This window comes from Moorena sp. SIO3E8, assembly GCF_010692445.1.
GTDB classification, from domain to species: Bacteria; Cyanobacteriota; Cyanobacteriia; order Cyanobacteriales; family Coleofasciculaceae; genus Moorena; species Moorena bouillonii.
Genome location: NZ_JAAHHM010000145.1, coordinates 1 through 14,423, shown reverse-complemented (window position 1 = coordinate 14,423; position 14,423 = coordinate 1). Strand labels below are relative to the sequence as shown.

Below are 14,423 nucleotides of genomic sequence, written 5' to 3'. Positions count from 1 at the left end.
TCTTGTCAGGCACCCCCTGACTCACCCCTGCACAACCCCCTAGTGATTGCCGCTATGGCACAGGCTTCTATGAATCAGGGGGCATCGGGTGTGCGTATTGATACACCTGACCATGTGGCAGCTGTCCGTAGTCAATGTCCCACTGCTCCAATTATTGGCTTGTGGAAGCAACAGTTACCGGAGTCTGAGGTTTATATTACTCCCCAGTTTCACCATGCCAAAGCGATCGCATCCGCTGGTGCTGATATTATTGCCATTGATGCCACCTTACGGGAACGTCCTGGAGGGGAAACAGTTCAAGGTTTAATTAAGCAGATTCACGATACACTGGGTAAACCGGTGATGGCAGATGTGGATACCCTTGAGAGTGCGATCGCAGCACAAGCCGCTGGTGTGGATTTAGTTGGTACCACCCTCTATGGCTACACCGCTCAAACCAGCCATCTTTGTCCTCCCGGCTTTGGCCTACTCAGCCAGTTAGTGAACCATCTAGACATCCCAACCATTTGCGAAGGGGGTATTGCCACCCCCAAGATGGCTCAAACTGCGCTAGAATTGGGAGCCTATGCAGTTGTTGTCGGCACGGCCATTACTGGTATTGATTTGCAAGTTAAGGCTTTTCTAGAGTTATTATAACTAGGATTAACCCTATAATTTCCCTTGCTAGAAGCAGGAAATGGTCTGCTATCAAAACTTCCTGAAATTTGAGAACCCCCGTGCTTTAGCCGGGGTCAGAAGTTACCGCAAGAATAAGGCAGCCTTTATGGTTGGTCGGCTACTCGTCCCAGGGTTAAAACTTTGAGGCGCGACCCATGGCGAATTTAATTCGCCGTCGCGAAAGCGCGCCTCCATGATTAAGGCTGCCTTATTCTAAGGTACGGGCTCCGGGATGAAAAACAGAGACTGGAAATATCGGCGTCGTGTCCTCTATCTGGTTTCTAGCCCAGCGCTCTATGTATTCCCCCACGCTTGTCCCTGACTCCTTTGCGGACAATTGCAGCCATTTCCAAACAGTATCAGTAAGCATGATGCTGTGTGTCTTTTTTAATTCGTCATAATGAACGGGAATTCCCCTCATCCTTTTTTGGGATTTAGTCTGTTTTGTTGTTGACATATTTAGAACATCAATATATACTAAAATTAGGTTAGCAAAGAATGTCGATGGTATCAAGTGTATAGAACAATTCCAGTGAAAGCTAACTTCTTGGAAGAAGAGAAAGTGTTTTGGGAGTTTCAATGTCAACAGGCCAACAGCTTATTTAATTGTGCTGTATATTATGCCAAACAGAAACACTATAAATGGCTTGAAGAGCAAGAAGCTTTTACGAGTTACTGGCGTGAAGATGAATTGAGATGTGGTTGGAAAACCTATAAGTGTGCTACCAAATACCCTGAATTAGACAAAGCCTTGAAGATGTCGCCCCACTATAAAGGGATGGCAGCTCAGTCTGCTCAACAAACCCTGAAAACCGTCGGGGAAGCGATCGCTAGTTATAACAAACTGGTGGGACTGTACTATCAAGGAAAAGTAGACAGACCTAGATTCCCTCGTTACAGGAAGTCTGGAGGCTTTGCCTCTGTGACTTTTCCTAGCCAGGCTCTAACCTACAAAGAGGGATTGTTTCATCCTTCTGTTAGTAAGGAAAGCAAACCGGAACTGCTGACTCAAATAACCTTAGACCCTCCTGATTTCATAGATCCTGACTGGGTCAAAGAAGTGACAGTTCGCCCTTGTTACGGACAATTGTGGGTAGACTGGGTCATTGATGATGGAAAGCAACCAGTAACTGATAATCCAAATCTTGATTACTCTGACGCGATCGGGATAGACCACGGTGGCGATAACTGGCTAACCTGCGTTTCAACCTTGGGAAAAAGCTTCATTATTGACGGTCGAAAGCTCAAATCAATGAATCAAGGTTATTGTCGCCTTGTAGCTAAACACAAACACGGAAAGTCAATGAAGTACTGGGACTCCCATTTAGACAGAATTCAGTTGAAGCGAAATAATCAGATGCGGGATGCAATCAACAAAGCAGCTCGGTTTCTCGTGAATCGTTGTTTGAACGATGGGATAGGTAATCTGGTATTTGGCTGGAACGAAGGACACAAGAGTCGTTCCAATATGGGAAACAAAGGTAACCAACAGTTTGTAACCATTCCCACTAAACGGCTAATCGAACGGCTAAAGCAGCAATGTCGCTGAATATGGGATAAATCTGATTGTCACTGAAGAATCTTACACAAGTAAAGCGTCTTTCTTGGACGGCGATTCATTACCAAAACATGGTGCAAAACCCAACGGATGGATCCCTTCTGGCAAAAGAGTTAGGCGTGGTTTGTATAGGATTGCTTCCGGAAAGTTGATCAATGCCGATACTAACGGTGCTGCCAACATACTCAAAAAAGTAACCACACAGTCATTCGACCTGACTAAGGTGGGTAGGGGAGCTTTGACACTCCCGCATCGGTACGATTTATTCACTAACCTGTCTAGATCATATCGAAACAAGAGTGGAGCGCCACGGGAAAACCGCTGCCGCGTAACATCCTTGTAGAATCCCCCGTGTTTTAACCGGGGGAGATGTCAATGTGGATAATCCAGTTTCTGTAGCCAGTCTTGACCCAACTGAATGGTAATATCTGAGGAAAAAGCACCGGTGCTTTCCACCCGCACTTCCCCAAATCCCAAATAGTTACGGATAGTGGCAGCACTTTCATCGTCTCCCTGTTGGGCAATAATGCGAGTGGTGCGCAATGGTTCCCTAGACAATTTCTGATCAATACGAACATTCTTGTAGCCACCTCGGTTGAGGTTGCGGAGCATAGCTTTAGCGACTTCAGAAGAATCTGTAGTGTATTGAATCGCAATGCGCAGGGATGTGGAGTTGGCATTGGAGTAGTAGGTATAGCCTTGACCAAAGTGCTGAGCCACCATCTCCTGGATGCGGCGGTGGTTTGGCAACCAGTAACTGGCTTGTTTCTTGCCATCGTTACTAAATCGACCAGGCAGCATTAGCATTTGGACATTGGCTCGTTTAGTCTTGGTGGCAAAACCCGCTAATGCCACTAGCTCTTCTACACTTAAGTTGGTGTCAATGTGGGACTGAATAACTGAGAGGATTTGTGGGATTCGTGCTATAGTGCTAGGTTTTAGTGCCTGTTCTACCAAAGCCCTCATCAGCATTTGTTGCCGCTGAACTCGACCAATATCCCCATACTTGTCATAGCGAAAGCGCAGGAACTGCATCGCTTTATTACCATCCAGGTGCTGTCTACCTTTTTTGAGGTTGATATAAAGGTGTTGAGAGTGGTCGGTGTACTTCATGTCCTTGGGAATATAGACCGTAACTCCTCCCAAGGCATCCACCATTTTTTCCACACCCTGAACGTTTACTCGGATATAACGGTCAATGGGCACATCATCAAGAAGATCACTGACCGCCTTCGCTGTGAGTGCAGGCCCGCCAAAATAATTTGCAGCATTAAGCTTAATTTTACCATGTTTCTCAATACGAGTTTGAGTATCACGAGGCATGGAAAGAACTTTGACTTTTTCCCCGTCTGGGTCAAACCGTAGCAGGAGCATGGTATCTGACAAACCCTCTAAGGAATTGACCAGAGCGTGGTATCCCAGGTCTACTTCTGGGGGTTTATCTAGATCAGAGGTTAGGACTTTGATACCAAGAAATAAGATATTAACTGGTCGAGTCAACTCCGGCAAGTGCATGGTGTTGCTGGAGATGGTTTCCTCTTGGTTAAATACAGATTTCTCGTCCGGAGTCAGTTCACTTTGCAGCAAAGGGGTACTTGCCAGGGATACAGCTAGTATTGCACCTGCTGCCGCAGATGACATGGCCACTGCGGTAAAACCTAGCCAAAGCCAGAGCCAATTCCCTCGCTTGACTTTTACCTTTTTTCTGCGAACGGGGCGAGTAGGTCTTCTCACTACACGGCGTTTTCGATAAGTTCTTTGAACTGGCACTGGGCTTCCTCACACACAGGCAATAGGGATGGTATTGACAGAAGAAGACTATTCACTCCTGACCGGTTTCACATGGTTGACCTGGATCTTCCATCTTAAGGTTTAGTATTAATACTCTATAGCAGGTTTTATAACAGGTTGCTGCCTGATCAGGTAAATTTTCGATCAACCTTGCCCAATCCGTCAGTCAAAACCATCATTAGAGTACATTATTTCTTTTAGTAAACCCCTAAACTAGGACAAATACTTGCCCAGGATTCCTTCAGAGATCCGGCTAATCCCAGGCAAGCGTGGTGACTGGCGCTGCCATAAGCGCACCATCACAGCGAAACTGACCAGAAAATAACCAGATGTTAGCATAGCATTGAGAAACAGCAAGCGTAATGTCCAAAATTCCGACAATTGTGTTCCTGCTGATAATAAACTGTATCCTAGCAACCAACCAAAGGCCAAGGTGACGGACAAGCGACTGACGGTTTTTTCTTTTCTGCTTCCCTGAGAGTGGTACAATGTCCACAGTGCTGGAAACAAGCCAAAGATGGGGACAAGGTAAATAAATAGCTGTAAGCGCTGAATATCTTGATTTTCGGTAGAATTAGTGTTTTTCACATGCTGTTTCATCCGTAGCTTGCCTTGATAATCGCTCAAACCCCATGACTTGGTGGTTTTCCCTCTTATCATGACATTTCCTAGTCGTTATTCACCAATGGCAATATAGTAATAGCAATAGGGCAGTCAATAACTCACCGCTAAGTCCTATGGGACTATAGCGGGAGCTTGTAGGAGCTCATAGTTGACCAGACTAAGACTTAGTAATGGTCTACGTTATTTGAGTCATAACACCTGTAGGTGCGTGCCAGCCTTCAGCTCTGTTGTTAACAATTAAACATCTGTAGAGAGTTAAGGAAGTGTTGTTAACCTCTCAAGCTCTTATAACATTGTCAAGGCAAACTTTACCCACGTTGTGGAGTGTTCAAAGTAATGCGAGTTTTCGTTTTAGATCAAGATAAAAAACCTCTGGATCCATGTCACCCGGCACGAGCTAGAGAACTACTCAAGAAAGGAAGGGCTAAAGTATTTAAGCGCTATCCATTCACTATTATCATGCAGGATAGGAGTGTTGATAATTCTGTAACTCATCCACACAGAATCAAAATAGACCCTGGTTCGAAAACAACCGGAATAGCTGTCATTCAAGAACAGACTGGACGGGTGACAGGTGCATTAGAAATTAACCATCGAGGACAAAACATCAAGAATTCTTTGGAGTCCAGAAGAGCCTTAAGGCGAGGTAGAAGAAGCAGGCAAACTCGTTACCGTAAACCTCGATTTCTTAACCGGAGACGCCCAGAAGGGTGGCTGCCTCCGTCACTAGCGATGCAGCGCGGTCTTGGGGAGGCAGTGCGGTCTTGGGGGTTCCCCCCATGAGCAACTGCCGTGGTTTCCCCCATGAGCGACTGCATCAAGACAATGAGTCGAATATTTAATATTGAGACCTGGGTGAGACGACTGAGGAAGTTGTGTCCAGTGACTGCAATATCTCAAGAGTTAGTGCGGTTTGATACTCAAAAAATGCAAAATCCAGAAGTGTCAGGAGTTGAATATCAATATGGCGAGCTGTATGGGTTTGAGGTGAAAGAGTACCTTCTTATTAAATGGGGACACAGTTGTGTCTACTGTGGTGCCATTAATACGCCTTTAGAAGTTGAGCACATTGTTCCCAAATCAAAAGGTGGCAGTAATCGAGTCAGCAATCTAACTCTTGCTTGTCGGTGTTGTAATCTCAGAAAAGGCAACGAACCGATTCAGAAATTTTTAAAGAAAAAACCAACAATTCTCAAAAAAGTATTAACTAAAGCAAAAACCCCTTTGAAAGATGCCGCAGCCGTCAACTCAACCCGTTGGGAATTATGGAGAAGACTAAAATTAACTGGATTACCCGTCGAGACAGGTTCGGGTGGATTGACTAAGTTTAATCGTAAGACTAGGGGTCTCGAAAAAGCTCACTGGATCGATGCTGCTTGTGTAGGTAAAACTACCCCTGGGAAAATATTACTAAACGGAATAAAACCACTGACAGTAACCGCTATTGGTCATGGTGTTCGTCAAAGATGCCGACCCAATAAATACGGGTTCCCAAAAGCTCATGCTCCTTCTGCTAAGTTTTTTAAAGGTTTTCAGACAGGAGATATCGTCAAAGCTAACATAAAAAAAGGAAAATACGCCGGGCAGTATACAGGTCGGATAGCTATTCGTTATCGTCCAAGTTTTGTACTAATGGTTCCTCAGAGAAAGATCGATGTTCATCCAAAATATCTAAAAACAATATTTAAGGCTGACGGCTATCAGTATGCGTCTAATTAATAACGATTCGCGCTTGGCCTATGGCCACGCATTCGCGTTCAATTTATTGACCTGCGGGAATTCCCCGGAGACGAAACCTGTTTATTGTGGAGCCTTTAGAGTCTAGTGGGCTATGCAGATGCATGGTTAAATCTTTTTTAATAGCGATGCAGAGGTGCGACCCGTGGCGAATTTAATTACGGGTCAAGGGCACCATTACGGTCTTGGGGAGGCAGCGCCGACCTGCGGGGGTCTCCACGGGGCAAACAGCGGTGCGGACGCAGGTTCCGCACACAGAACCCAAACCATGAGCGACTGCCGTGGTTTCCCCCACTCGCGCTTTGCATGGCTGACAAGGCTCCACTATCTTACGGTAACTTTAAACCCGCTAAAACTAACGTTTATAACGGGAGTCCCCTTCCCGTATTTAGATGGATAATCAACTAAGCTTCATTATCAAACTCGTCATCCTCTCCACGATAATTTCTGTTATTATTAAATATGTTGCTCCCAGTGTACCCATTGCCGCTACATCTGTTAATGGGTTGATTGGGATCCTGGCTCCAACTGTGATTTTAGCGATCGCATTAGTAGGTCGAGCCTGGAGCTATGGGAAGTCTAACTGACAAACTAGTGGTAAGCCCTAACTAGCTTTCGCGGTCGGCGATCATAGGTTTTCCAAGAAGTTAAGACAGACCTTGGCTCAATCCTGATGGTGAAGACGATTCAAGTAACAGAACTTACCTTGCATGATGTGAAGGTCAAATTTGACCTCACCCCAGCAGAGGATGACCAATTTTTCCGAGAGTGGCAGGACGAGTTACCAGAACTTAGCGACACTGAACGGCAGTCCTTAGAGCAAATTAAGGCTCACATGCTATACCTGGAACAGTATCCGATGGTGGAAGACATTGTCAAAATGGTAGTGTTGTCTCCCTTGTTAGGACTAGCGGGTTTTTATGGTTCTCCCTTTCACCTCAAGACAGAGGCCGCAATAGAAATTGCCGCTGTTGAGGAGCACGAAATCCTGCGAGGGCGTATTGATGTGTTGGTGCTACAAGAGCAGTTTTGGGTATTAGTGATTGAGTCAAAACAAGCTGGATTCTCTCTCAAGTCAGCAATTCCTCAGGCATTGACCTACATGATGGCTAATCCTAATCAGTTGCGCCCTAGTTTTGGCTTGGTGACTAATGGTACTAATTTCCGGTTTTTGAAACTAACCAAATCCGGTAGACCGATGTATGCTCTTTCCGATGAGTTTACCCTCTATCGTGGCAATGACTGGTATAATGTGCTTAGGATCCTCAAGCGCATTGCTCAATTGGTTGTTAATTGAGTTTTCGTTAGCTTTTACGGGTTGTCACCCCTCATAACATTTGCTAAATTCGTTTTGGGAGACCAGTCCAGGACTGAAGGAGGGTTACAGCTATAGTTTGATAAGAAAAGTTACAGCGGTTTTCACCCTTAATCGCCCCATAGCTGATTAGGGGGTAAGCTGAGAACGAGCTGTTGCTGTAACCAACAGTTTGTTTACTATGGTCTACTTATTTGTTTATTTGTTTTAAAACAGCTCTAATAAAGGCGCTCAGAAAAGTAAAATTACTCTGGGAACTTGAGAGCGATAGGGCTGAGGTCACTGATAAAACGAAGAGGAAATCAGTGTAAAGTTTTTCGATTCCTAGGAAAAGGGGATAGGGAGAATTAGAACATAATTATTTCTGGGATAAGCTAATCACCTAATTGATTATAAAAGTTAGATCTGATAGGTTCTTTCAAAATCATTAAGCAAAATCATTAACAATGACAAGGCAAGTCACTCCAGAAGAGATACCTGCTCTTAAAATAGGGGCTATCATTGCATATATTATTGTTTTATTTATTAGTATTTGGTTTCTTGAATCTACTGTTTGTGGAATTAGGGAAACAAAAGATAAAATTCCCGCACTCTTGGGTATATTTGCTGTTGCAGGGATAGTGCCTTGGGTTTATACCCGAGTTATTATAGGACAATTGATGGAGAGGAAGCGCAGGGCTTCTCGTGAAAGGAAAGGACAATATCAAACAGTAGTTACCCTCGTTGAAAACTTAGAAACCATCGTTGAAAAATTAGAAACATTCTTAAGCCAAACAGCAGATAATTATGAATTTGAGGGTTTACTTCAAGAATTGCGGAGACAAGTACACAACCTTGCTACATCTCCGGAAAGGGCTAAAGCTCGTCATCAGGCTGTGAAGTGCATTCAAAATAAGTGGTTTCAGGAGAATTGGCTTCAGCACTACTTGTTTAACACACCCACTAAGATAGTTAGAGAAGCCGCAAAAGAAGGTTTGGATAACTCCAAGTTATTTAAAGATTTTCCTAGAAAAAAACAACAAGAAGTTAGAGATAAATTTCATAAAGATATCAAGCAGTGTATCAAGTGGCTTATTATTAGTTTGCAGCTTGGCAGATATCAAAATACTGACGGCTTAAAAAGACACTTTAAAATTGAGTCATCAGTTAGACCATTTCAAGTTCATATTGTCGCTCTAACATACATAAGAAATAAGAAAGTGCCTGAGTACTTCAAAAATGATTTGGAGCGTGAAGAAGTTAGGACATATATTGATTTTTTAATTGATAGTCTCTGACTTATAACTGATTTTAGAGCTGAGTAAATTTAGAAATTTTTTGTATTAATTAAAAAAAAGAGGATTCTCTATTATCCAGTTATACAGTTTAGATAATCCTCTTTTTTATATTGGATTTAGCAGCTTTGATTTAGCAGCAATGTTATCGGCAAAATTCTAGGATTTAAACAATGTCTTTTTTATCGGGCGGTGGTGGTGCCTGATAGATATTAGCTAGTTCATAGTAATTTTTATTAAGAATTTTTACGGCCTCATCGATTTTTGTTTTTGCTTTTATTATATTATTTTTTAAGGTTGTAGAGTCGGATTTAAGATGTTTATAAAGTATCTCTAAAGTTTTAGAGATACTTGATAGTGTTTGTATGTCTGTATCAACTGCATCGCGGTTATTCGGCATCTGTCACTTTCCAACTTAGAAAAAAAAAGTTAGTGTAACTAAGGAGTTACTAACCATTTCTACATTGGAAGGCAAACAATATCAGGACGATTATCTTAAAAAAAATGGCTTGGCTGAATTGAAGTATAAATTTAGATATTTGATTTTGTAAAAGCCCCCTAAATCATCCAAAATTGGGGGCTAGGGGGGCGGAATCATACCCATATATCTGCATTGCCAAACTTTTATTTAATCGAAGCTTGACGATTTATAGCGGTTTCAAATTAAACTAATTACAATACTAAAAAGTAGTCAGTAGCCAGTATTTTGGACGCTACTTAACCTAGACACTAACTACTAGAGTTTTGTTCCACAAACTCAAAATTGGATCTAAAATATAGTAACTAAAGCCCCATAACGCTTTCAGAGATGGCTTTCTCCTAGTTTGACAAAAGAGGGTCATAGCTACCTTGGTATGTGCTGTAGATGCGATATCCCGGTAGTACCAGTGCTAACCCACTAAAGCCATGGATAGTCCCTGGATAGTTTTCTTCTTGAGCAACCCCACCAATGCGAAAAGATAATGATCCAAGCCAAACGTAGAGACCAGGAATCAATGTATCCATGCTGTAAGCGATCGCGTAGCGGCTCCATTGGACCATCGCGTAGCGTGACCGTAGGTCAATCGCTTACAGCTATGGCGCTATACAAAAAAAAGCCTGCACTCAGCAGGCTACCGATATTTTTAGGAAGATTTAGTTGATCTAACTCTGGTTAGATCCAAACCATAAATCAACCAATGACAATGTATTCACTATTAACAGCAGCGGTTAGTGTGCCCTGATCCAGTAAAGCCTGATAAACCATCGCAGCTACCTCACCACGAGTGGCCTCACGCACAGGATTGAGTTTCCTCTGGTCAGGGGAATTGACCACAATCAGTTTTTTAGTAGCGGTTATTACTTGATCTGTGGCATAGCTGGGAATATCTCCTTTGTCATCATAGAGATCCAAAGCATTGGGGTCTGATTCTTTTAAACCCAAGCCATTTACTAAGGAAACAATCACATCCGCTCGCTTAACATTATCGGCTTGTCCGAAGTTGCCATTAGCGTAACCAGATAGGAATCCACCACGATAGGCTTTTTGAATCGCATCCTTAGCCCAAGACCCATCACCGACATCTTTGAATTGCTTGGCCTCCCTTTTCGCTGGAGGGTTAAACGCTTTGCTAATCAAGGCCGCATATTGAGCACGGTTGATCTTATCGTTAGGTTTAAAGTTAGTGTTATCAACACCTGAAATCATACCTTCTGCCAACAATCCCTGAATAAACTCTTTCGCCCAGTGGTTTTGAATGTCTGCGAATGTGGGTATCCCGTCGTCGTCAAATTTGACAATATATTGATTGTTAATGGCGCTGACTTTGTTAGCATCCACCAAGGCTTGATAAACCATCGCAGCTACTTCAGCACGGGTGGCATTGCGAGTGGGGTTGAGTTGCTTGATATTGCTGTGATTTACGATAATTTCTTTTTTGGTTGCGGTTTTGACAGCCTCAATGGCGTAGGTAGGAATGGAACCGCTGTCATCGTAGGCTTGTAACGCATTGGGGCTAGAAGCTGTTAAGTCTAACCCATTGACCAGTGAAACAATGATTTGGGCACGCTGAACCTTGTCTGTGGGTTTGAATTTCCCCCCAGGGAAGCCAGACAGGAATCCACCACGATAGGCTTGTTTAATCTTTTCGTAAGCCCAATACTTGGAATCAACATCAGTGAAATCCTTGGCTGCCCTTTCAGGTTGAGGATCGAAAGCGTTGACTAACAAGGCCGCATATTCAGCACGAGTCATGGTTTGGTTTGGCTTAAAGCTGCCATCATTGAAGCCACTAACGTATCCTTTAGTGTACAATCCCTCGATGAAATCCTCTGCCCAATGACCGGCAATATCAGTTAACTTTTTAGCTTCTCCACCACCAGGGGTTTCTCCACCACCAGGGGTTTCTCCACCACCAGGGGTTTCTCCACCACCAGGGGTTTCTCCACCACCAGGGGTTTCTCCACCACCAGGGGTTTCTCCACCACCAGGGGTTTCTCCACCACCAGGGGTTTCTCCACCACCAGGCCCAACAACGATCGCGTCCTCAATTGAAACTGGACCACTGGCTTTTGAGGCAACTAACTCATTACCAACTGAAATCAGCTCAACCTTGGTGTAATTTTTTAAATCAAACTCACCGTTGTTACGCAGTGCGTTTCCCCCTGGGTCTCCTGCGGTTCCCAAATCTGGCAAACCCTTCCCAGAAACTGACAGACCAAATCTTTCGTTGTTTTCAATCCGATTCCCACGCAGTATCGGTCGAGCGTCCCCAGAAACCACTATCCCAAAGATGTTTTGAGAGGTTGTGTTATCCACCAGCCTGGGCGCTGCATTACCATCAACAGCAATGCCATTACCCATTTTTTTACAGGTATTGCCTTGGATGTTCCCTTTGGCATCCCTGGTAATCGATATCCCTTGACCCTCTATACCACTACCAATGAAATTATTATCTTTAACGTCTGGTGTGGCTTCACCTGTGACATTAACCCCTTCACGATTGCACTCTTTAAAGGTACAATTAGCAACCATAGGGCTACCAGACTCAATCCAGGCACCAGTACCTCGGCGCTCACGATTGGTCATGGTTACTCCCCTGAGGTCGGTATCCTTAGCTAGGATAAGGGTCACGTTTTGACCACCACCGAAACGGGTGTTGAACAATCCGTTGCCTTCAATTAAGATATCCTTGCCTTTGTTTGCTTCATCCCCTATAATTTTTACACCAGAGGGAGCTTTCAGCGGAAAGGTTTCACCACTGCCAGTATTATAAGTACCAGGTTTTAGTTGAATCTGGTCACCTGATCCAGCTGAATCGAAGGCTTTGGTAATAGTTTTAAAGGGCGTAGATTCGCTACCATCAGCGCTATCACTTCCAGTAGCTGGATTGACGTATAGAGTTGCCATAATTTAGGATTACCCAAAACGCTTAAGAACACAGCAAAACGGCGGTGTCACCCATGGGAGGGTTCACCACTTGCTAATTTCCTGAGCAGGAGGCTAGCATTCTTTAGAAATACTCTTAAGAATTGTTACCTAGATAGTGTGCCTGCTTTTACTGCCTATATCTCACAGTTTAAGCTCGATTTTCATTAAATGTCCATATTAATTAATCCTTAGTCTTTAGCCCTTAGCCTTTAGTCCTTAGTGCTTTGATTTAGGTCTTGGTGATTAGTGCTTTTCCCAAATTGACTAACAGATTCACAAACATCAGGTCTCCTGGCAGCTACCAAGCATCAAGTAGAAAGCACCAAGCACGAATTACCAAGCACCAATGACTAATGACTAATGGCACTTAAGCCGATTTGCTCTGGATTTCCTGTTCTGGCAAGGTCAGAATCTCTACGCCGTCAGCAGTGACCACTACAGTGTGTTCAAATTGGGCAGAAAGTTTGCGATCGCTTGTTAGAGCTGTCCACTTATCAGCTAGAATTTCCACTTCGTAGGTACCTTCGTTAATCATTGGCTCGATAGTGAAAACCATACCAGCCCGGAGGCGTTTTCCTTTCCCTCTAGTGCCATAGTGAGGAATTTGGGGAGCTGTATGGAAAATCTTGCTAATCCCGTGTCCAACAAAGTCTCGCACTACGGAAAAGCCGTTGGACTCGGCATACTCTTGGATAGCAGCACCAATATCGCCAACTCTTGCTCCTGGCTTGACCTCAGCAATACCACGCATCATACACTCTTCAGTAACTTCCACCAGCTTTTTTGCTAGGGGTGAGGGGGTACCAACAAAAAAGGTTCTAGAGGTATCCCCGTGATATCCATCCAGCTTTGGTGTTACGTCAATATTAATGATGTCCCCATCTTTAAGGATTTGCTTACCGTTAGGGATACCGTGACAGACAACTTCATTGATACTAGTACAGATAGATTTAGGAAAACCCTGATAACCTAAGGGAGCACTGATTGCCCCATGCTCTTTTGTCCAGCGTTCCGCTTCATCATTAATCTCTAGGGTGCTTACCCCTGGCTTAACCATGGGTTCTAAATGGTCTAACAGTGCAGTGGCTAAGCGTCCAGCAAGACGCATTTTAGCTATTTCTCTACTGGATAAGATGACAATTCGTTCAGCTGCCATGAGTGTCTATTCCGTCAATTACCCCAAAAATTGGGAAAAATTATACTATTTGTTGTTTTTTTAATTGTACAATAATATGATCGCTCATTAACGCCGGTCGGCTTGAGAGCAATCGGTGAAGTATATTGTGGGTTTTAGGGAATCGGGAATCGGGAATCGGGAATTGGGAATCGGGAATCGGGAATCGGGAATCGGAAACTTCGGATCAGGTAAAAATGCTATGTACCTGGTCTTTTGTTTGCTATCCAAAGCCAGAATAGTTCAATAGAATAGGTCAGTTGATAAGACCAAGTAGGAGTTGATTGTGGAGGTCAAAGCCGCAGTAGCTTTTGAAGCAGGCAAACCGTTATCCATTGAAACGGTTCAGGTAGCGGAACCTAAGGCGGGTGAGGTGATGGTGGAAATTAAAGCAACCGGAGTATGCCATACCGATGCGTATACCCTGTCTGGCGCAGATCCAGAAGGACTATTTCCAGCCATTCTAGGACATGAGGGAGCAGGTTTGACATCTCCCCCGGTTGAAACACGGGGGATTCTACAATGTTGCTACAAGGCAGGTTGAAACCGTGCCTTTTCGCTTCTTGTTCGATATGATCTTTTCAGAGACTTGAAAATGTCATATCGATGTGGAAGTGTCAATGCTTCCCTACCCAGCTTGGTCAGATTAATCTCTAACTGTCTGGCTACTTTTCTGGCAATATTGGCAGAGCCATTACAATCTGCATTAACCAGGTGACCTTTTGAGGTCTTGTACATTCCACGTCTGACTCTCTTACCATTAAACTAAGCCGAGGAGTCGCCTCCACCGACTCGTCTTCAAAACCGTACGTGACAGTTTCCTGTCATACGGCTCCTCATTATAGGAACCATTGTCATTGGTACCTCTACATTAGAACGGGTTG

General features: G+C 43.9%; 12 protein-coding genes and 4 pseudogenes. 7 read left to right on the top strand and 9 right to left on the bottom strand.

Annotation, left to right across the window (positions count from 1 at the left end):
• Together F6K46_RS32970 and F6K46_RS32965 are read left to right on the top strand one after the other, a co-directional pair.
• On the top strand, positions 1-636 hold a 636-nt coding region (locus tag F6K46_RS32970; protein WP_293117770.1), incomplete at its 5' end, for an N-acetylmannosamine-6-phosphate 2-epimerase.
• A 535-nt stretch (positions 637-1,171) separates the two neighbouring features.
• Positions 1,172-2,558, top strand: a pseudogene (locus tag F6K46_RS32965) (transposase).
• A gap of 29 nt (positions 2,559-2,587) precedes the next feature.
• Here F6K46_RS32965 and F6K46_RS32960 read toward each other — a convergent pair.
• Positions 2,588-3,985, bottom strand: coding sequence for an LCP family protein (locus F6K46_RS32960; RefSeq protein ID WP_075896905.1), 1,398 nt, complete (start codon positions 3,983-3,985; stop codon positions 2,588-2,590).
• A 234-nt stretch (positions 3,986-4,219) separates the two neighbouring features.
• On the bottom strand, positions 4,220-4,666 hold the full coding sequence (locus F6K46_RS32955; protein ID WP_366510680.1) for a hypothetical protein: 447 nt from the start codon (positions 4,664-4,666) through the stop codon (positions 4,220-4,222).
• A gap of 300 nt (positions 4,667-4,966) precedes the next feature.
• Here F6K46_RS32955 and iscB point away from each other — a divergent pair.
• Positions 4,967-6,349, top strand: a pseudogene (gene iscB, locus F6K46_RS32950) (RNA-guided endonuclease IscB).
• A 176-nt stretch (positions 6,350-6,525) separates the two neighbouring features.
• Here iscB and F6K46_RS32945 read toward each other — a convergent pair.
• Positions 6,526-6,675 (bottom strand): hypothetical protein, encoded by a 150-nt coding sequence (locus tag F6K46_RS32945; RefSeq protein WP_293054220.1) that lies wholly within the window; start codon positions 6,673-6,675, stop codon positions 6,526-6,528.
• A gap of 84 nt (positions 6,676-6,759) precedes the next feature.
• On the opposite strand from F6K46_RS32945, the gene F6K46_RS32940 reads away from it, so the two are divergent.
• The 3 genes from F6K46_RS32940 to F6K46_RS32930 all read left to right on the top strand — a co-directional run bounded on the left by F6K46_RS32940 (position 6,760) and on the right by F6K46_RS32930 (position 8,959).
• Entirely contained in the window at positions 6,760-6,954 is a 195-nt protein-coding gene (locus tag F6K46_RS32940) for a hypothetical protein (protein ID WP_293054223.1), read from the top strand.
• An 86-nt stretch (positions 6,955-7,040) separates the two neighbouring features.
• Positions 7,041-7,664, top strand: coding sequence for a type I restriction enzyme HsdR N-terminal domain-containing protein (locus F6K46_RS32935; protein WP_293054226.1), 624 nt, complete (start codon positions 7,041-7,043; stop codon positions 7,662-7,664).
• A 464-nt stretch (positions 7,665-8,128) separates the two neighbouring features.
• Complete coding sequence (locus F6K46_RS32930; protein ID WP_293054229.1) at positions 8,129-8,959, top strand: hypothetical protein; 831 nt, start codon at positions 8,129-8,131, stop codon at positions 8,957-8,959.
• A 163-nt stretch (positions 8,960-9,122) separates the two neighbouring features.
• Here F6K46_RS32930 and F6K46_RS32925 read toward each other — a convergent pair whose 3' ends face one another.
• The 5 genes from F6K46_RS32925 to F6K46_RS32905 form a co-directional block, all read right to left on the bottom strand.
• Positions 9,123-9,356, bottom strand: a complete 234-nt coding sequence (locus tag F6K46_RS32925) for a hypothetical protein (protein ID WP_293054232.1) — start codon at positions 9,354-9,356, stop codon at positions 9,123-9,125.
• A gap of 419 nt (positions 9,357-9,775) precedes the next feature.
• Positions 9,776-9,997 carry a hypothetical protein gene (locus F6K46_RS32920; protein ID WP_293054235.1) on the bottom strand — a complete coding sequence of 74 codons (222 nt, stop codon included), beginning with the start codon at positions 9,995-9,997 and terminating at the stop codon, positions 9,776-9,778.
• A 130-nt stretch (positions 9,998-10,127) separates the two neighbouring features.
• Positions 10,128-12,344 carry an S-layer homology domain-containing protein gene (locus tag F6K46_RS32915; protein ID WP_293117767.1) on the bottom strand — a complete coding sequence of 739 codons (2,217 nt, stop codon included), beginning with the start codon at positions 12,342-12,344 and terminating at the stop codon, positions 10,128-10,130.
• A 388-nt stretch (positions 12,345-12,732) separates the two neighbouring features.
• Positions 12,733-13,521: a type I methionyl aminopeptidase gene (gene map / locus F6K46_RS32910; RefSeq protein WP_070391333.1), complete on the bottom strand. Its 789-nt coding sequence runs from the start codon at positions 13,519-13,521 to the stop codon at positions 12,733-12,735.
• An 87-nt stretch (positions 13,522-13,608) separates the two neighbouring features.
• The gene (locus F6K46_RS32905) at positions 13,609-13,770 is read right to left on the bottom strand and encodes a hypothetical protein (protein ID WP_293054243.1); all 162 of its coding nucleotides are present in this window, start codon (positions 13,768-13,770) and stop codon (positions 13,609-13,611) included.
• 52 nt (positions 13,771-13,822) lie between these two features.
• On the opposite strand from F6K46_RS32905, the pseudogene F6K46_RS32900 reads away from it, so the two are divergent.
• A pseudogene (locus F6K46_RS32900) lies at positions 13,823-14,017 on the top strand (alcohol dehydrogenase catalytic domain-containing protein); the annotation flags it as partial.
• 50 nt (positions 14,018-14,067) lie between these two features.
• On the opposite strand, the pseudogene F6K46_RS32895 reads toward F6K46_RS32900, so the two are convergent.
• Positions 14,068-14,301 (bottom strand): annotated as a pseudogene (locus F6K46_RS32895) (RNA-guided endonuclease TnpB family protein); the annotation flags it as partial.
• Positions 14,302-14,423: the final 122 nt, after the last annotated feature.